We start from the raw sequence: 20,037 nt of genomic DNA, 5'->3' as shown, positions 1-20,037 counted from the left end.
AATTCCTCTTTTTTGACTCTCCAGAGCGATCAACACGCTGGCAATCACGCTGTTTCAATGTCTCCCCACCGCTTCGTTTCAGATTTTTTTGATGTGTCAAGCACCTTGTTGGCGCTAATAACGTTGGATACCATCCGAGTTCCTGTTGCCGACGGCAGAATCTTGACGCCGACACCACCGACACCGCCGTTCTTCTCAAAGCGGTTATTCATCAACATTGCAGCGTGAGAACCCAGCAAAGCACCACCAATTCCGCTTCCCTCAAAGCGACAACCGGATATCAAATAATCGTTTCCCCACCCCATATTGTTTTCAGGTGGTGGAACCGGGTCATTATCTTTGCCAAAGATTAGAAGACCCCAACATTTTGCTTGATTCAGGATACAGTCGCGAATTCTCCAGTGGAAAGCGTTTCTGTGCATCACAATGTTGAAGTCGTTTTGAAAGATGCTGCTACGGTCAATATATACTGAGAAAGCGAACAAACCAGGACGACTGCCATAGATTCCGGCAAAGAAGCCTGTGATACTGACATCTCGGATGAAGACTTTGTTAGCACGCGAGACATCAATACCGATATTAACTCCACCCCCGAGGCATGCGATCGCTAGATCGCGGATAGTAATATTGGTAGCAGCTTGATCCAAACGAATTGCAGAAACGCCGTCAGGAAGATTATTGAATATGAGTTGACCTTCTCCGTCGATGCCAACGCCTGCAAGAGTAAATCGAGAGGGAATTACCAGTGGTTCAGAGAGGTGGCAAACCTTATCGATAATTAGTGTAGCATTGCTGTATTCGGTGTTTGCTACTGCTTTGAGGAAGCAAGGCAGATTCTTGCAGCCACCAATTAAATCTTCAATTTCACTGAGGAAGTAGAAGCGGGTGTTAATGGGCTTCTTCCCCTTTTCTTCGAGTTGCTGATTGTACTTTTCGAGCTTATCAATGGCTTCGGGACAACCTGGATCGGGATTGGCCGTAATATCTGTAATGTCTGGCCCTTTAAAGAGCGCGAATTTATTTAATTTACAGATTCCGCTATAAAGCGGTAAATCCTTATCAGTGGGTTTAAAAGGGGATGATTCCGTCATCTGTTTCTAGCCTTCTTAGTTGACATTAATTTCTTTTGATTGCAAACTCATCTGTATATTTATTTATTGACCAGGTGTGGCAATGAGCAAACCAATTTAACTTGCTTGCCCCTTAAACTAATCAATAGCTATTGCCGAGAATTTTCCTGTGTAACTTTGGCAAACTTTTCAATCCGAGAACTGATATTTTCTATTTGCCTGACTGAGATTTGTAATGTTTCTTGAGCAGCTTTAATTCCTAAATAAACTCCCGAATCTAAAACTCGGCTCAACTCTGTTTCGGCTCTCTGTTTATTTTCTTGGCTGCGATCGGGAAACTCTTTGGCAATTGATAAAATTATTCCTCCAAGTACCGAGTTGATAATTACATCAAAAACTAAATCAGGAGCCGACTCTGAATTACCCCACCAAGGAGAGACGATATCCTCTATTTCAGTAAGATAAGGAATGAGCCACTGAAGTACTTGCTCTTCAGAAGAAATATTATTCAAGGAATATCTTGCTACATGACCCAGGTATAGTATTCCCTCACGACTCAAGCCTTTTTCAACAGTTCTGGGCGATAATTCCTCTACTAGCGGATAACTCCAACGTATTCCCCATAAGGCTGTTGCAAGTATTGATTTTTGGATTTTTTTAGGAGCCAACCAAACACCAATATTTCGCCAGTAGGTTTTGATATCGTTGTAAACTTTTTTGTCTTTATCAGAAGCATTAAAGCCTATGATATTGATGTTAACGAAGTGATGCCAAGTTGCATCCACCGCAACTCTTCCGACATTAACTTTATGTCCGTCATAAGCTCCCAAGACACCAAAAATTTTGGCTTTTGTTGGCAGACTGGAGTATTCATCCTTGTGACCTCCAATAACTATTGCTTCCGCAATCACTTCTGGTTTTAGGGGTTTACCAGTCTTTGGCAAAATAGGATACTCGGTTATGGTATATCCATCAAAGGGAAAAGTTTTCGTTAAATCCTCATCAACATAGCATTCACCCTCGTGCATATGATCCGGAAGAACTTTGATTACACCGCGAACTTTGGAGAGCAAAGGATGAGGATAGCGTTTTATGAAAATCCCCTCTTTATTCCAATATATAGTTTTGTACATTTTGGGAATAATTTGCTGGGGAATATCATCCGATTGGTCATCAAATTGATATCCGAAATCGTTTCCTTCCCTCAAGGTGTCATGTCTTTTAGAAAAACCTTCACCTTCATCAAGCTCTCCCATTCCAACTGGCGGAGCCACAGGTTCTCCATATAGCCCCTCTTTGGGGAAATACCATTTCCGCATACTTCTGACGCGAGGTATACGGGCGCATAGTCCATTTCCTATATCTTCATGATCTCCTGTAGCAAAAACTCCTCCGCCATTATCCATAAACTGAGAAATAATTCTCAGTTCTTTGTCATTCAAAGATAATGTGCTAGATGTTCGGGACATTCCAAAAAACCAGATTTCATCATAATATTCAGGCTTAAAGTTATCGTCAAATACAAAAGCCTCCTTGTTATCAGCTCCGTTAGCATCCTTAATTCGATGAACTTTAGTTATCTTGAAATCGACATACAAACCAAGATTTACAGAATTAATTTCGAGAGCTTTAATAAATTCTGACAAACCAAAATCACCTTCGCCAAAATCGATTGTGAACTGTGAGTTTTTATCTCCAACTATTAAAACTCTAATCACTGTGGGCGGTAAAGTGTAAGTGTCAATCATTTGACTATCCTTGATTAAGTTATTGGTGTAAAAACGAGAAAATGTTTTGAAAGAAGTAGAAGGTTCCATTCCGGCAATAACTAGGCAAGGGAGAAAGACTCTACAGCATTATTAGAGTCGTCTCCCTAACAGACATTAAGGGATTGAAATGAAGAGAGAAACATCTACATGATAATTGAAGGGGCTAAATTTTTAATTAGCCTTGTTCAAGGTGAGTTTCACAGATGTCTTATCAACCATTTCACAAGAAAGCTTGTTATTATTTTGATGTTTGCATTTGAAAAACCAACTGGTTTTCTTGTCTTTTCGCTTGAATTCCAAAGTTGCATTATTAGGACTCAAAGAAGCAACTACAGTACCACTGTCAAGAATAGAATTATTTTCTCCTATAAATTTCCAGGTTCCTTGCTGGCTTGCTCCCGGGTTTATAACCATTTCGACATCGGTTGATGTATCACCAGTTTGAGAATAAAGATACCCTTTCCATTTACCAACAATCGAAGGTGGGGACGTAATTACGTCCTTAATTTGATGGTGATTAGCCTGTAATGATCGTAAGGAGTTGGCAGAAACTTGACAAGTATAGCCCAAAATTGCCATTGTGGAGGAAAAAGATACCGTCATCAATGTGGCAAGGAAGATGTATTTTACAGGCTGTACAACTGGCTTCGGAATAGCCGTTTCTTGACCCTGAATCGTGGCTTTATCGGTGAGTTTAGTCATAGGATCACGCTCTTCGCACGAAACTTTAAAATTATGCTTAGTTATCTTTTCGTCCATAAGAAACCTCCTCAAAAATTCAGAGCAGTTTTGAAAGTTATTAACGCTTAAATGTTTGTGCTTTTTACTGCACATTCGCTTTCTTTTACCAGTTTCTTGCTAAAACATTGGAGTAACAATGGGGAAAAATCAGGTTTTAACCGAAATAATAAATATCTTGAGTTTCAGAATTTATAGGAGAAAATCAGGTTTTCTGCCTAACCTCTAGACGATCAGAGCGGTTATCGCATAATCAAGCCTAGATATTGGTGCTGGCAATGAGCGGAGAGTATCCAGCAGATAGGGTCAAGTCGCTTTGCTCCAATTAAAAAAAGGTCAATAAAAGACAAAGCGATCGCTTTCATTTCTTTTTAGACTGAAAGAGCGATCGCGGTTTCGACCATTTTGCAGCGGGGGGAGTGAATAATTACTATGCAGAGATGAACACCTGATTGGGGTTGAGATTAGTAATATTTTGGTCTTGCACAACACCAATCAAATCACCCCTGTAGAAGATACCAGTGTCTTGGGCATTGCTACCTTCCCAGTTCGCAAGCCCAAGCGAGTAAGCGTCTGTGAAAATGCCTTGTATCTGGATTTTGTCGCTTTGAGTTAAGCTAAAGTCGGTGATTGTGGCGTAGCTATTTCCGAGGTAGTAAACGCTATTTGCGTCACCCAACGCGAACGTATCCTTTTCAATGCCACCCGTGAGGATGTCGAATTCATTTTGCCCAAAGCCGAAACCAGTAAGTTGATCGTTACCACTCCCGCCCAAGAGACGATCGCTGCCCGTACCGCCAAGTAGAGTATCGTCTAAATCACCACCAATCAGCTGATCGTTACCATAGCCGCCAACTAGATAGTCGTAGCCAAAGCCGCCAACTAGATAGTCATTACCAGCGCCACCATCAAGAACGTCGTTATCATAGCCGCCAACTAGAGTGTCGTCGCCAAAGCCGCCATATAAAGTGTCATTACCGGCGCCACCATTAAGAACGTCTTTACCATAGCCGCCAACTAGAGTGTCGTCGCCATAGCCGCCATATAAAGTGTCATTACCGGCGCCACCATTAAGAACGTCTTTACCATAGCCGCCATATAGAGAGTCGTCGCCAAAGCCGCCATATAAAGTGTCATTACCAGCGCCACCATTAAGAACGTCTTTACCAGACCCACCATATAGATAGTCATTTCCACCAAGACCCAACAAGATGTCGTTGCCTGCATAGCCATAGATTGTGTCAGATCCATCCTTTAATAGTGGTGGGCCATTAGGGACTAGAGTGACTTCCAGATTGGTACCAACTAATTTAGGTCGGAATTGACCATTATTGAAGGTATCGTTGTCATTGAAAGGGGTGCCATGAATAATTGCCATTTCAGTTGCTTCTTGTTTTTCAGAATTTGATGCAAGGGTTACAGCTAGTGCCGCTTGCTATTGCGTTTAACCAACTTAACCTCATATACATTAGTTTCTTCCCAAAAAATGAGAGATACAATGGGAATAAAATCAGGTAATTCAATCAACGAAAAACTGTTTTCCTTAACGAGGAGTAGCAAAAAATCGGATTAAATCAGGCGACTTAAACTCCAAATAGGAAAAAATCAGGTTTTCTAGTCAAACTATAGATATTTAAGGCGATTATCGTATAATCAAGCCTAGATTTTGGTGCTGGCAATGAACAGAGAGTATCCAGCTAACTATGAATATCACTTAGGCGGCAGTCTTCCAGTTGATGCGTCAAGCTATGTAATGCGACAAGCAGACTCAGACTTTTACGCTCTTTTGAAAGCAGGTGAGTTTTGTTATGTGCTGAATTCGCGGCAAATGGGCAAGTCTAGCCTGCGGGTACGGACAATGCAAAGACTGCAAGCGGAAGGGGTTATCTGTGCTTTTATTGACCTAACCGGAATTGGTAAGGAAGATGTTACAGCAGAAAAGTGGTATGCCGGACTTGTCCAATCTCTGGTAAGCAGTTGTCAGCTTGGCAAGAAATTTCAATGGCGGACTTGGTGGAAAGAGCAGCGGGAATTATTGTCACCCGTACAGCGTTTGAGTTTGTTTATTGAGGAAGTTTTATTAGGAGAGATTGAACAAAAGATTGTGATTTTTGTCGATGAAATTGACCGAGTTTTGAGCCAGAGTTTTTCCCTAGATGATTTTTTTGCCCTGATTCGGTTTTTCTATAACCGGCGGGTGGATGAGCCAAAATATCAGCGTCTCACATTTGCTCTGTTGGGGGTGGCGACTCCTTCAGACTTAATTGCGGATAAAACCCAAACACCGTTTAATATTGGTAGAGCGATCGCACTCCACGGCTTCCAACTCCACGAAGTCCAACCGTTAACCGATGGTTTGACGGGAAAGGTGAGCAATCCCCAAGAAGCGATCGCCCAAATACTAGACTGGACAGGTGGGCAACCTTTTCTCACCCAAAAGCTGTGCAAGCTGATGGTTGAGGAATCAGCATTGGGAAATTCCCCATCGGTTGAACAGGTAGTAAAGTCGCGAATTATTGAAAATTGGGAATCCCAAGATGAGCCAGAGCATTTGAGGACGATTCGCGATCGCATCCTGAGAAATCAGCAAAAAGCAGGGCAGTTGTTGGGGTTATATCAACAAATTTTGCAATCCCCCCCTTACAAAGAAAGCGAGAATCTAAAGCCCCCCTTTTTAAGGGGGGTTGGGGGGATCTCTGCGGATGGCAGTTCAGAACAAACCGAATTGCGACTGTCAGGTTTAGTGGTGCAGCAGCAGGGAAAATTAAAAGTTTACAACCAGATTTACGAGCAAGTTTTTAATCGGGGGTGGGTAGAGAAACAATTAAAAAAGCTGCGACCTTACTTTGAGGCTTTTAATGCTTGGCTGGCTTCCACTTATCAGGATGAATCGCGGCTGTTGCGAGGTAAAGCATTGCAAGATGCACTTTTGTGGTCAAATAATCAAAGTTTAAGTCCGCTCGATTATCGTTTTTTGGCAGCTAGCCAAGATTTAAATAGGCGAGAAGTTCAACAGGCTTTAGCTGTCCAAGAAGAAGAAAGTCAGATATTAGCGAATGCGAATGAAACTTTGGTTTTGGCTCAACAACAAGCTAAGGTTAAATTAACTCAAGCCAAACGCAGATCTACCCGTATTGTTACTATCGGTTCTGTAGTTTTGCTAATTTCTGTAATCACAGCAATCTTGATACAATTACAAGTAAAAAAAGCTCAACAGGAACTAGCCGAACGACAAGTAGTCCTGCAAACTTTATTTTCTAAAGCAGCTTTGGTTTCAGATCCTTTTGACGCACTGCTGAAAGCATTACAAGCAGCACAGCAGATGAAAAATTTAGCAAAATCAGCGACCAACGATACACAAATGCAGGTAATGAGGGGGCTGCAACAGGCAATTTATCATGTGAGAGAACGCGATCGCGCCCTTGGTCATCGTAGCGGTATCAGAAGTGTGACTTTCAGTCCCGATGGCCAAATTTTTGCTTCTGGAAGTGAAGATGGTACGGTAAAGCTGTGGAATGCTGGATCGGCTAAATTAATCTCAACCCTGACAGGACATACTGGTAGAGTTTGGAGTGTGAGTTTTCATCCTCATAGCAAGATTTTGGCTTCTGGTAGTGAAGACGGTACGGTAAAGTTGTGGGATGTCACGCACAGCACTTTAATTAAAACTATTAATGCTCATCGTAGCTGGGTGAGAACTGTTAGTTTTAGTCCCGATGGTCAAATTCTCGCTTCCTGTAGCTCTGATGGGACTATCAAGTTGTGGAAAACAGCAGATGCAACATTATTAAAAACTCTTAAAGGACATACTCATATCGTTACCCATATTAGTTTGAGTCCCGATAATCAAACTCTCGCTTCAGCAAGTTTTGATACAACCGTGAGGCTGTGGAATATTGGCAATGGAAGCCTCGTAAATACTCTTAAAGATCATAAAACTCATACCAGAAGTGTCAGTTTTAGTCCCGATGGTAAAATCTTAGCTTCTAGCGATGAAGAAGGCATAGTGAAACTGTGGAATGTAGCAGATGGAACTCTACTGCAAAATCTCCCAACTCATCGCAGAGCCGTCTGGAGTGCAATTTTTAGTCCAGATGGCAAAAATCTAGCCACTATCAGTTCCGATAGTACCGTCAAGTTATGGAATTTAGATGATATAAACGACAACACAATCGAACCGCAAATTCTCAAAGGACATCGCGGGAGAATTTGGAGTATCGGTTTTAGTCCTGACGGCAAAACTCTTGTTTCTGGAAGTATGGATAGTGCAATCAAGTTATGGAATTTAGAAGTTAAGGAACCGCAAACGATTAAAGGAAATAGCACTAATGTTCAAGCTGTAAGTTTTAATCCTGATGGTAAGATGCTTGCTTCCGGTAGCGACGACTCTAAAATAAAGCTATGGAATATTAGAAATGGTACTTTACTCCAAACTCTTAACGGTCATCAAGCTCCGGTGGTAAGTGTTAGTTTTAGTCCAGATGGTAAGACATTAGCTTCTGGTAGTAATGACAAAACAGTTAAGTTGTGGAATGTTCAAGATGGTAGATTACTAAAAACCTTCAATGGTCATCGTGCTTGGGTCAGAAAGGTTCGCTTTAGTCCAAATGGGAAAACCTTAGCTTCTGGCAGTTCTGATAGTACGGTAAAACTTTGGAATGTAGCAGATGGTAGGTTGCTGAAAACCTTTAAACAACCTCGCAGTATTGTAGCCGATTTAAATTTTAGTCCAGATGGAAAAACTCTAGCTGTGGCTTGTTCAGATGGCGATATAAAGATATTAAATTTAAAAACAGCTACTTTAACGCAGAGTTTTCCCGCCCATAGCAGTTGGGTAAATACCATTAGTTTTAGTCCAAATGGTAAAATTTTAGCTTCTGGTGGTTCGGATAGTAAAGTCAAACTATGGAATGCAGAAAATGGCAGATTATTGTTTACCCTAGAAGGACATTTATCTAATGTAACTAATATCAGTTTCAGTCCTGATAGCAAGATTTTAGCTTCCTCTAGCGATGACAGTACTGTAAGGGTGTGGAATGTAGAAAATGGTCTGGAAATATCAATTTTAGAAGGACACCTCGGCAGCGTTACTAGCGTTATGTTTAGTCCAGATGGTAAAACACTGGCTTCTGCTGGTCTTGACAATACTATTAAAATGTGGAAATTAGAACTTGGTTTAGATAATTTTATCAGTCAAGGTTGTTTGTGGCTGGAAGATTACTTTACTTCCCATCCTGAAGAAGCTGGAAAATTTAGCAAAATCTGTCCAAGGCGTTTTGGTAGCAATGATGCGGAAACTTCCGCTAATGTCAAAACTGGAGTTTAGTCTAGTTCCCGGTGCGAAACCCGAAACCTTTATGGGGATTGAGGGACTTCCAAAGAATAAATTAGTCAATAAATAATCATCATCATTGTACGAGGGGGCGATCATCTTAATAGTCTTCACAACGGTGAAACTCAGAAAAGAGGTAAATTGCCAAATTTTGGACTCCACCATCCTTTTGCTGTATTAAAGTACGCCACATCCTGATGTTTCTTATCCTTCCAGGAATCTTTAGCCGAACACCGGAGCATAGTTTTGCTCTGTCCATCCTTGATGTAACTGTACTCCTCCAAAGGTTTTTTGCAGACTGGACAGGGATATGCAGTCTTCTTAACTGAAGGCTTTTGAGAATTTTCATCCTGAGATGTTTTAGTTTTGGGTGCTTCCCAAGCTTTGTTAAAGGCGTTCCAAAACAGCACAATGTTTTCACACCCACTGACACATTTGAGGAAGTATTTCCTTCTAACTTTAGTGCTCGGAATTTTGGCTAAAAAGTTTTTACAATCAGGACAGCGAGTTTTAGAAGTTTCATATTTGCTCGCAACCACACTATTAGTTTTCACTGTAGCTGATGAATTGACAACCACAGTTTTAGCTTTGGAAAGCGCTGGTGCAAAGTAATTTTGATTCCAAGTAGTTAGGTAATGTTGCCAAGAGTCTTTTCCTTCAGAGATGGCGTCTAGTGCATCCTCCATCTTGGCAGTGAATTCTGCTTCTAGTAAATCTGGTAAAGCCTTTTGTAAAAACTCATCAACTTCTAACCCCAAGGCTGTAGGTTGAAGATTGTCTTTTTTCAACTCCACATAATTGCGTTTCTTTAAAGTAGAAACTGTCGGAGCATAGGTACTGGGGCGACCAATTCCTTTTCGTTCCATTAGTTGCACCAGTTTGGGTTCGCTGTATCGTGGTGGTGGCTGTGTTTGTTTTTGCTCATGTCCGGCATTCTCCAAAGTGAGCGTTTGTCCCTGTTGCAATGAAGGTAAAACTGCATCCTTGCTAAGATTAGGCCAGTACCGCGCATAACCGTAGAATTCTATCACCTGCCCTCTAGCTTGCCACAAGAGATTGCCTGACTGAGTGATAACTTGAGTTTTACGGAGTTGAGCCGCACGACATTGAGATGCGATCGCTCTTTTCCAAATGATCACATACAGGTTAAACTCATCAGCAGGCAGTTCTTCACGCAATTGGACTGAAGGACGAAAGACATCTGTGGGACGGATAGCTTCGTGTGCTTCCTGAGCCGTTTTACTACTGCGATGCTTGGTAACTTGCTGGGGTACATTCTGCGGATCATTTTGCTCCAACCATTTACGCGCACTGGCACAAAACTCAGGACTCAACATCACCGAGTCTGTTCGCATATATGTGATTAACCCTGCCTCATAAAGCTTTTGGGCAACCTGCATAGTTTTTTCGGGAGCAAATCTCAGCTTGGAACCGGCAGCTTGCTGGAGGGTGGAGGTGGTAAATGGTGGAGGTGGTTGACGATTAACGACTTTTCCTTCAAAGAGAATAACCTGATGAGGATAACGCCGTGCTTCTTCAACTAACTTTGTTGCTTCTGCTTCTGAGAGAACCCGCTTAGATTCTGGTTTTTCGGTGCTATTACTCGCTGCATCATCGTGAGTTTCAGTTTCTTGTTCTGGTGTTTCTGCGCGAGAATTCACCGTTCCTTTGTAGAATGCCCGGAATCCTTCAGCGTAATCTACCCAAACACTCCAGTAATCTTGGGGGACAAAAGCCAGAATTTCTCTTTCTCGCTGACAAATTAGGTGTAATGTGGCGCTTTGGACTCTTCCTACACTCTTTGCACCGTTATTTAGCGCCCAAACTAGGGGGCTGCCTTTGTAACCTACCAGCTTGTCGAGACAATCTCGACATAATCCTGCACCTATTAAATTGGAGTCAAGTTTTCGGGGATTTGCGAGCGCATTCCGCACCGCTGATGCTGTAATCTCGGTGTAAACAACTCGCTTTGGCTCTTTTAAACCTAACGTTTCTTTGAGATGCCATGCGATCGTTTCTCCCTCCCGGTCTGGGTCAGTTGCTAAGACAACTTCATCAACTTGCTTAACCGCAGCCTTGAGTTGTTGAATTGTTTCTTTCGCTCGTTGGTCGCGGGGCACATAATTGCAGCGTACACTATTGCCATCCATGATGAATCCCAGTGAATCATCACCCTCATTACTGAGTTCTCGAATGTGCCCACAACTAGCGCGAACAATCCAATCTGAACCGAGAATTTGACTCAGTTTTTTGACTTTTCCGGGTGATTCAACGACTAGAAGGCGTTTGGGCATGGCACTCGCTTTTTAAATGCTTTATTACAGCAATATGTTTCGGTTAAGGTTATTGATTAATATTATTATCAATAATTGAACGTAAGAATCAACCTTTTAGCTTTACAAAAGTTGAGATGTTTGGTTAACTGAACCGTGTTGCTTTACATATAACAGATTTTGTTAATTCTGGGAGTAGTCGCAATGCTAGTATTACGTCGCCAGCCTAAGAGGATGTCTGAGAAGGATCAGAATTGATCGAGATCCCCCCTTACCCCCCTTAAAAAGGGGGGAAACAGTTCTTCAAGTCCCCCTTTTTAAGGGGAGCCAGCGCGGTCTTGGGGGTCTCCCCCATGAGCGACTGGCGTGGATTTAGGGGGATCTACGGCCGCTTGATACATCACCAAAAAGTTTTCAGACATCCTCTAAGCAACGAACTGAAAGAGCGTAGCAAATAAAGTGGCAAAAAGTAACAATCTCAGCGTCTATCGCCGTATCAAAGCAACCCTAGTAGTTCTAATCGTCTGGGGTTGCGTGAGTTTACTGCACTGGCTACCAGAGACTCAGTGGTTTATGGTGGGTTTAACGGTCATCCTGACTGTGCAAACGGTACGAATGCTGATAGCAAAACCAGCCGCTGCGGTGATTGAGAGTGATGATTATTCACCGCAAGTATCGATTTTAGTTCCTGCTAAAAATGAAAGCGCAGTCTTAGCTGGTCTAGTTTACAGCTTATTTGAATTGAACTATCCAAGGCATAGTCTAGATATCTGGATCATTGATGACGGCAGTACCGATGAAACCCCCCAGATATTGAGGAAATTACAAACACAATTTCCATCCCTACAAATTCATCAACGACAATCAAAAGGCGGTAAATCAGGGGCGCTGAATGCCGTTTTGCCCTTCACCCAAGGAGAGATTATCCTAATCTGCGATGCTGATGCTCAATTAAGAGCTAATTTTCTACAACAAACAGTTCCCCTGTTTCAGAAGAAAGGTATTGGTGCAGTGCAAGTGCGAAAAGCGATTTCTAATGCTAACACCAACTTCTTAACCCGTTGCCAGCAAATGGAAATGTGCTGTGATAGTTTTCTGCAAACCCATCGAATTGCTGTCGGCGGAATGTCTGAACTTCGGGGAAATGGGATGTTAGTTAGTCGCGAATTTCTAGAAAAGTGTAAAGGTTGGAATGAGGACACAGTTACCGATGATTTGGATCTCTGCTTTAAGCTTTATCTAGCAGGTGCTGAAATTGAGTTTGTCACAGTTCCATCAATTCAGGAAGAAGGTGTAACTACCTGGAGAAGTCTTTGGCGTCAACGCTGTCGTTGGGCTGAAGGTGGTTATCAACGTTATCTAGATTATTTTCCGCAAATATTGTCTTTAGGCTGGGCTAAAGAAATAGATTTATTATTATTTTTTCTCTTGCAATTTATCCTCCCTATCGCCCTCATCCCTGACTTAGTTTGGACAATCTTTTATAGCCATCATCCAATTCTTTTACCACTCCAAACACTACTCAGCATCATTCTGACAGTTGCTTTCATTGCCGGACTTTACCAATATCAAAATCTACGAGGATGGTCTTTGTGTTGGGCAACAATTCAAGGTTCGCTCTACATGGTGCATTGGATTCCAGCGATGATTGTGACAACTTTAAGGATGTGTGTGCAAAGAGAGCGATCGCGCTGGATTAAAACCGAGCATCGTGGTGGAAAAAATCATGATTAAAGAATCAGATAATCTTTTAAAGAAACAGAAAAAATACTTTATGTTGATTGGCATAAGTGTTTATGAAAGCCAAGCAATTGAATATAAGCTGAAAAGTCTTAGTAAATTTATCCCTCTTACACCTGATAATATATTTGCTGACATTACCAAAGATGATTTTTTGGCGAGAGGAAATATTTTAGAAAAAAAAACCCTCGGTTTTATTTTCAATAGTTTAAAAGAAAGGGGAATGTCATTAGATGAGAATGCAGAACTTTTAATTAATAAATTTGTACATGATAGAAATACTGTTATTCATCACCTTGTAAAATTACCAGGTTTTAATCTGAATACAGAGGAAGGTATAGAAAAAGGAATACATTTTTTAAATGAATATAGAAAAACAATACAAGACATCAATGATATTTTTGATCCCATTTTAATTAATTTACATATTTTATTACTTGAGAATGTCGATATTATAGATGAACCAAAAAAATATCAAGAAAGCTTAAATAAGCTACGTTCACTCTTGAATGAGTCATTAACAAGAGCAGGTGGCTCTCTTGAAATAGAGTTTCATAATAATCTTGATGAACATTTTAGTTACCTAGACACAAATTCTTTTAATAAGAATCATTTTTCTACATTGAAACCTCAAGATAAGAAAAAAAAGTTATGGCAAAATACAAAAATACTTAGGGCATTGAGTCGTATTGGAGTAGATATAGCAAATCAAGATGGATGGATATCTTTATCTATTTGTGAACAACGGCTAAAAACAGAATATCCTGAAATAAAACCTGATAATTATGGATTTAAGACTTTCCTGGAAATAATCAAAATATCTAATATGTTTAAAGTTAAAAAATCTAAATGCAAAAAACAGAATAAATATAAATTTTATTTTCGATTTCATCAAGAAAAAAATGATATTTGCCGATAATTATCACAATGGATAATCATGCAGGATTTACTGATTAAAAACGGGTTAATTTTCGATGGTTTAGGCTCTGCACCTGTGCGTGGAGATATTGGCATTCAAAATTGGGTCTTAGCAACTTTTGGTGATCTTGGTTGGGGTAAGGCAGCTATGCTGACGGCTGGTTAATTTTCAACAACAATCATAGCTGCTCAAAAACTTTATACAAGGGTGGAACTCCCTACTGTGTTCTATCGTCACTGAATTCAAGGAAATATCTACCAGTATCATTGTTACCATATATGCCTAGTTCCATCAGTAGTTCTGGCAAAACCGCCGATAAAGCATACGCTTCTTCTAAAGTTGCAGGCGCACCAAATTATCAACTAGTCCCCCTGTTGACAGTGGGTGATGAAATACCGCTATTAACCGCTACATTTAGCAACACCGAAGCCCCTCAAGTTGATGCCACAAAGAAATTTGCCTTTACTGGCATTCCCGATGGCACAGGAGTAACAAAAGTTACTATTAGTGGCAAAATTTACAACTATGTGTGGATTAACCACGAACTAAGTGCTTCTATATCAACTGATATTTCCACTACAGCTACTGCTGAAAAAATCACTGGTGCTAGAGTTTCTCTGCTGGTTTTTGATGAAAACTGGAATGCGATCGGCGGTAAGAACCTGATCGATAAGATAGTAGATGCAACGGGCACTTATACCTTAGATACTTCTACTGGTACATACAAAAATGCCAGTGGAGTTGCCATATCTAGTGCCTTTAGCAGCTTTTCCTCTGCCTATCTCGCCGAGTCTGGTTTCGTAAATGCTGCTGGGCAAGAAGTTCCTATCTACTTTGTTCCTGAAAAAGAGGGTGACACCAGCTGCGGTTGGGTGGTGACACCAGATGGCACAGCTACAGCACTTGATGCTTTGGGTAGTTTTGCCAAGGAAAACGTGGTTGCAGCCTCCCAATATCGGGCGATTGGCTCTAACAAAACCGTCTTGTTCTCTACAGAATTTTCTGAAGACGGTGAACTATATATGTGGGTGGGGGAACAAACCATAGATGACCCCAATGGCTTTAAGAATGGGGATTTGTATGTTCTGAAAGTCGATGGTGCAGAGTTTGAGGGAGAAATCACCACCGAAGGTGTCGAAAAAACAGCAACCTGGACATTAGTTGAGAAATCACAAGTTTCTGACAAAGTTGCTCTTAGTAGCTTTGTCAATAGCACGGGTAAGTCAACCAGCTTCCAACAACTAGGAGACTTTACAGAAGATCCAAATAGCCCAGGAACCTTCTATTTCGTCAGCACTGGCACTAAAAACAAAAAGAACAGTCAGGGGTCAGAAAAGGGAACCACAGAAAATCCTACGGAAGCGGATAACCCCTACGGTAAACTTTACCGCTTTACCTTAGATGCTTCTGACCCCACAGGTCAGATCAAGAACTTTGAACTGTTGTTGACAGGCGGGCCTAATAAAGGCGTCGGCTACGGCAACATTACAATTGACAAATCGGGCAAGATCCTAATTCAAGAAAACGAAACCTTCTTTGGTGCCGACCAGATTAATAAAGAAAACCGGGAAGCTTCTGTATTTTCTTTCAACACCACTACCAAAGCAATTACACGTCTATTTGAACTGAACGAAAGCGCCGCTGGTAGTGTGTTCAACAATGCAGATACCAAGGGTGAGTGGGAAACTTCCGGTATTATCGAAATTAGCGCCAATGCTGTCAAAGGTCGCAGTTCCTACCTGTTTAATGTGCAGGCTCACACGGTAGTAAATGGTACAGATTCCACAACTGCTCTCAATGGGAACCATGCTGAAGGTGGTCAGCTAGTTCTGGCATTACCAGTTGCTTACAGCCGTAACGAGAAAAATGTCTTATCGGTAAATGATTTCGATGATGACGACGATGATGATGATGATGACGATGACAATGATGACGATAAAGGTTCCAAAGGGCAGACTTTCAAGTTTAAGTTAAAATCTCGCGCTAAGTCTCAAGGTGGCGTGCATGAGTATGGTGTCTGTGAGGTTGATGATGATGAAGGGGGTATTGACGACGACAAAGATGATAAGACACCTAATCTGAAACCAGGACAAGCAGGCTATGAGAAAGCAGCCCTTTCCCGAAAGAAGGTGATTTTCTCCACCTTAGCAGATGGACTTGGTGGTGATGGTGTCCGTGAAGTGACTTTTGAGAAGAATAGTCGCCTGGTTTTCTACGAAATTAAAAATTTCAGTAAAAGTACCCAGCAGGTAGTTTTTGGGTCTGGTAGTAGTTCAGAACTTACCGTCATCGATATACAGCAGCAAGAGTCTTTTGCCTCTTCGTTTCAGTGGTCTGATGGTAGCGTTTTTGAATCTGTAACAACCACTGATGCTCCTACGAAAGGTACTAACCAAACAAACAACGCAGCGCTACTCGATCTTACAAGTTTCTCAGGTAGTATATCTGTTAATCTCACTCTCAATCGCGAAGCTGCTTTCAATAACTTTGCCAGTTTTTGTGTGGTTGATGATGCTGATGGCACGATTAACGGTAACACACCAGGTGCAAGCAACTTTGATCGTCAAAAGTACATTAGCGATGCCTTGAGTGTACGGCGTGTGAGTATAGATCTGACTGTAACCAATCTTCAGACAAGTAACATTTCTGGTAGTTTAGAAGGCGGGAAGTTTTTTGCTCCGTTTTTTGTTGCTAATGGCACTTTGTCTCAAGGACTAAGTGGTGGTGCTGCTGTCTATTTCTCCTATGGTGCTGCAAATGCAGATGGACAGTCTCACATTGTCAACTTAGGGAACAATATGTTTGGTTGTGAAGACCTAACTGGTTCTGCTAATGACTTTGATTATAACGATTGTGTGATTCAAGCAGGTTTGTCCTAAGCAGGTTTCCTCAACTATCCAGTAAGATAATTGCAGAGAGTAGGTGTAGCGACCTGCAATACTAATCGCTCAAACCTGCAATCAAGACCTAAGCAAACCAAGGATTATTTGCAACTATAATTGGGTCTTGGCAACCTTTGGTGAGCACCAAAAGTTGCCAAGACCCTCAAAATGGATGGATTGTTGCGATCGCCAAGTTAGGAGAGGTTAGCCGTAGGTTGATAATATTCAATCACCAGCGATGGGCTACGCCCCGCCCGAAGCGATTGCGCGGAGCGCAGCGCCAAAGGCGATCGCAATCTCTGACTTACAAATTAAGGTGGCTGAACTCCAACGAGCTAGGGCACAGCTTGCAGATACTACACGGGAAAAAGTAGCAGTTTCACTCGTGAAGTTTGATGAAGCGAGAACTGATTTTCAGGTAGCCCAGATTGTGGGGGCGAGAGCAGTAGATCAGTTTAAAGTGTTTGAATTGCGCTACATTCGCGGCAATGGCGATACTGAGGGATATTTATTGAAGCAGTCACAGCTTGATAATACAAAAGCCAATACCTACAGCGCTTGGGCAAAAATGAGGCGATAGCGAAGCGCTGCTGCGAAGCGCAGATCGCTATTTGAAATTAAGTTACTGGTGCTGGGTGTCAAGAATGCAGAGTCATAGACGTTGAGCCGGAATGTGTCCCATTTTGCCGTTACCTCAATAGAAACCACATAGTAGAGACATTTGATGAAACATTTCTACTATGTGGTTTCCCTAAATGATATTAGAAGCTACACCAAGGTAGTTGTAAATTTATTCTATTTGAGATAAAGTTTTTAGTGCTGTCGGTCAAAAACGCCGAACTGTGATTTAACACCATTAACAATCACCTTCAACTTTCCAGACTTATAGCCCTGATAAATAGTAGCTCTGTTTAAGTTGGTATAGTCAGCCCTGTAAACATCCCTGTATAGGTTCCAGTCTACATATCTGCCATCTCTCCATACCTTGGGAGTTGCGCCGGTGTACTGAAGTTTCACCCGATTCTTAAGGGAAACATACTCAGCCACTTCTCCATTGGTTTTTAACTGGGAATTTACCAAGGTAGTTAGTTTGAAATTATCATAGTTACCCTCGCCGACCTCCAAAGCAAACCCAGCTATACCTTCACCCTTGATAGTGGAAAGGACTAAATCATCTGGGTAATTTGGTGCAGGGGTAAAATTGCCAAACTTTAGGTTGATGGGTGCGATGGCTAAATAAGTCTTCTCCAATTTAATAAATAGTTTTCCCCTAAGAATCTCAACCACCGCCGATTTAGGTAAGAAAAACTGCACATCACCCGTGCCCAACCAAACTGCTAAATTCTGATATTGAGCTATAGAGTGGGGTTTTGACGACGACGGAATAAAGTAATCAACACCCCGGCGAGAATTGTAAGCCATCATTTTAAACCCGCTCCAATCAACGGCGCTACCTTCTGCCAAGGTTCCCAACTGGTAAGAGTTGGTAAAATACATAGTTTCGTGAAATGCTGGCGGTTTGTCCTCTTTCCAGTTGAGATAGTCAGGTTTAGAGTTGAGCAGTTCTAGGGGCTTGGTAAATTCCTTTCTTGCCAGTGCCACTGCGGCGGCGGGAGGACGATAGCTACTCATAATCAGATGCACCAAGTCAGGATTTTGACTTGCATCTTTCACCGGGGAATCACCAAAATACAAGCCCAACGCCTGAGATGCACCACTGCACCATACACAATTACCTTTGCCATAGTCTCGTTTACTTGGCCCACCAAATCCGCCGCGCCAATACTTTAATGCCCCGGTGGTGGTGAACCAGTCTAACGCAGACTTGGCAAGTTGCTTTACTTCTGGGTCTTTGGCGTAATCATACAAATTTACATAGGTGGTTAAACCATGCCCAAGGTAGGTTTCTGAGTCCCACTCCCCTTGTCCCGTTTGGTAGAGCGATCGCACCTTCTGGTAAATTCTATCTTTGTATATTTGCCGTGTACGCTCGTTTCTGGTTTCCTCTGCAAGTAAGTAAACTGTAACTTCCCGCATCGCCTTGAGGTTGTCAGTGTCCCGACAATCAACCCAGGTATCGCAGTTATCGGTTGAGTTTTCCCAAAACTTGCGGGGTTGATCAAAATGTTGAGTAAGGGGGTCAACTTTAGTAAATAACCTCATTGCTTCCCTCATTCTTGACTTGTAACCAGGACTGAGAAACTGTCCAAAGCCAAAGTATTTCCTAACTTGCCCCTTGAGTGTGAATCCAGAGTAGAAGTCTATTCCCAGCGTGTGGGAATGTAATTCAGCTTGTTTATCCTCAGACTCTAAAAAAGCGATTGCCTCCGGCACGCTGTTCGCGAATGCTGCGCTGACCTCCGATAACGCATCCCCTTGATTTCCCCTAAGAAAATCTATCATTGCTCTAGGGTAACTCTGCTTTTCATACTCATAAGCCGTTGAGCCGTATTTACCAGTAGGAAACTTTTCTAAGTGTTCTTTTGACCGCTGCTGAAATTCCGCTTCTAGTTGTGGACTCCATGCTAAAACTGTCTCTTGGGATAAAAGCAGGGTTAGAAGTATGAGAAATCTTTTCATAATCAAACAAACTTAATGCAGGGTAAGAGCATCTCAAAGCAATGCCCCAACACTTGCAAGGTAATAGAAGGTAGTTTAATCGTCGGTGGGGTAAGAATAATGTTGGATTCACTGATTCAAAACGGGTTAATTTTCGATGGTTTAGGCTCTGCACCTGTGCTAGGAGATATTGACATTAAAAATGGCCGGATTGTAGCGATCGCCAAGTAAGCAGAGGTTAGCCGTAGGTTGATAATATTCAATCACAAGCGATGGGCTACGCCCCGCTCTCCAGCGATTGAGAGGAGCGCAGCGCCAAAGGCGATCGCAATTCTGAAACAATCACAGCCAACCCTTATTCTGGTTGAGCTACCATCAATTTAAGATCAAAACTATACAAAAGAGCGAGATGAGTCTTAACCTTAACCTGCCGCCAGAACTAGAAAACGAACTTCACACCGAAGCCTCTCAACTCAATTTACCCTTATCCGAGTACATTTTGCGTATTTTATTTACAAGACAAGTTGTAGATAATCTGCCCAAAACCGGAGCAGAACTTGTTACATACTGGCAAAACGAAGGTGTGATCAATTCACGCCATGATATCACTGATAGTCAAACCTATGCTCGTGAGTTGCGTCATCAAGCTGAAACACGGGAGCGGTCAATGTAGGTGGATTTGATGTACTTATTAGACACAGATATTCTGCGCTTGTGCTGTCGGGAGAGGAGCAACGCTTTGTACTTTCAACATC

13 protein-coding genes are annotated in these 20,037 nt (G+C 41.9%); 7 read left to right on the top strand and 6 right to left on the bottom strand.

What is annotated here, in order from left to right:
• Positions 1–44 precede the first annotated feature (44 nt).
• The 4 genes from CYLST_RS09490 to CYLST_RS09475 all read right to left on the bottom strand — a co-directional run bounded on the left by CYLST_RS09490 (position 45) and on the right by CYLST_RS09475 (position 4,955).
• Positions 45–1,091 carry a right-handed parallel beta-helix repeat-containing protein gene (locus CYLST_RS09490; protein WP_015207499.1) on the bottom strand — a complete coding sequence of 349 codons (1,047 nt, stop codon included), beginning with the start codon at positions 1,089–1,091 and terminating at the stop codon, positions 45–47.
• Positions 1,092–1,219: 128 nt separating this feature from the next.
• On the bottom strand, positions 1,220–2,818 hold the full coding sequence (locus tag CYLST_RS09485) for a hypothetical protein (RefSeq protein ID WP_015207498.1): 1,599 nt from the start codon (positions 2,816–2,818) through the stop codon (positions 1,220–1,222).
• A 192-nt stretch (positions 2,819–3,010) separates the two neighbouring features.
• Positions 3,011–3,598, bottom strand: a complete 588-nt coding sequence (locus CYLST_RS32240; protein WP_015207497.1) for a hypothetical protein — start codon at positions 3,596–3,598, stop codon at positions 3,011–3,013.
• 409 nt (positions 3,599–4,007) lie between these two features.
• Positions 4,008–4,955 carry a calcium-binding protein gene (locus tag CYLST_RS09475; RefSeq protein ID WP_015207496.1) on the bottom strand — a complete coding sequence of 316 codons (948 nt, stop codon included), beginning with the start codon at positions 4,953–4,955 and terminating at the stop codon, positions 4,008–4,010.
• A 300-nt stretch (positions 4,956–5,255) separates the two neighbouring features.
• On the opposite strand from CYLST_RS09475, the gene CYLST_RS09470 reads away from it, so the two are divergent.
• Complete coding sequence (locus tag CYLST_RS09470) at positions 5,256–8,903, top strand: WD40 domain-containing protein (RefSeq protein WP_015207495.1); 3,648 nt, start codon at positions 5,256–5,258, stop codon at positions 8,901–8,903.
• A gap of 131 nt (positions 8,904–9,034) precedes the next feature.
• On the opposite strand, the gene topA is transcribed toward CYLST_RS09470, so the two are convergent.
• A complete protein-coding gene (topA, locus tag CYLST_RS09465) occupies positions 9,035–11,203 on the bottom strand; it encodes a type I DNA topoisomerase (RefSeq protein ID WP_015207494.1) in 2,169 nt (722 codons plus the stop codon).
• A 438-nt stretch (positions 11,204–11,641) separates the two neighbouring features.
• Here topA and CYLST_RS09460 point away from each other — a divergent pair, with 438 nt between their 5' ends.
• The 5 genes from CYLST_RS09460 (at position 11,642) to CYLST_RS09445 (ending at position 17,303) form a co-directional block, all read left to right on the top strand.
• Positions 11,642–12,916 (top strand): glycosyltransferase family 2 protein, encoded by a 1,275-nt coding sequence (locus CYLST_RS09460; protein ID WP_015207493.1) that lies wholly within the window; start codon positions 11,642–11,644, stop codon positions 12,914–12,916.
• Positions 12,909–13,841, top strand: a complete 933-nt coding sequence (locus tag CYLST_RS09455) for an OST-HTH/LOTUS domain-containing protein (protein WP_015207492.1) — start codon at positions 12,909–12,911, stop codon at positions 13,839–13,841. Before CYLST_RS09460 ends, CYLST_RS09455 begins: the two co-directional genes overlap by 8 nt.
• Positions 13,842–13,859: 18 nt before the next feature.
• Positions 13,860–14,006 (top strand): hypothetical protein, encoded by a 147-nt coding sequence (locus tag CYLST_RS34335; RefSeq protein WP_015207491.1) that lies wholly within the window; start codon positions 13,860–13,862, stop codon positions 14,004–14,006.
• A 113-nt stretch (positions 14,007–14,119) separates the two neighbouring features.
• A complete protein-coding gene (locus CYLST_RS32235; RefSeq protein WP_015207490.1) occupies positions 14,120–16,720 on the top strand; it encodes a DUF4114 domain-containing protein in 2,601 nt (866 codons plus the stop codon).
• 241 nt (positions 16,721–16,961) lie between these two features.
• Positions 16,962–17,303, top strand: coding sequence for a hypothetical protein (locus CYLST_RS09445; protein ID WP_015207489.1), 342 nt, complete (start codon positions 16,962–16,964; stop codon positions 17,301–17,303).
• A 233-nt stretch (positions 17,304–17,536) separates the two neighbouring features.
• Here the strand turns inward: CYLST_RS09445 and CYLST_RS09440 are convergent, their stop codons facing one another.
• Positions 17,537–19,303 carry a hypothetical protein gene (locus CYLST_RS09440; RefSeq protein WP_015207488.1) on the bottom strand — a complete coding sequence of 589 codons (1,767 nt, stop codon included), beginning with the start codon at positions 19,301–19,303 and terminating at the stop codon, positions 17,537–17,539.
• 388 nt (positions 19,304–19,691) lie between these two features.
• Between CYLST_RS09440 and CYLST_RS09430 the strand changes: the two genes are divergently transcribed.
• Entirely contained in the window at positions 19,692–19,955 is a 264-nt protein-coding gene (locus CYLST_RS09430) for a hypothetical protein (RefSeq protein WP_015207486.1), read from the top strand.
• Positions 19,956–20,037 lie beyond the last annotated feature (82 nt).

Origin of the sequence: Cylindrospermum stagnale PCC 7417 (assembly GCF_000317535.1) — a bacterium.
GTDB lineage: Bacteria > Cyanobacteriota > Cyanobacteriia > Cyanobacteriales > Nostocaceae > Cylindrospermum > Cylindrospermum stagnale.
This window is presented reverse-complemented; position numbering and strand designations above follow the sequence as displayed.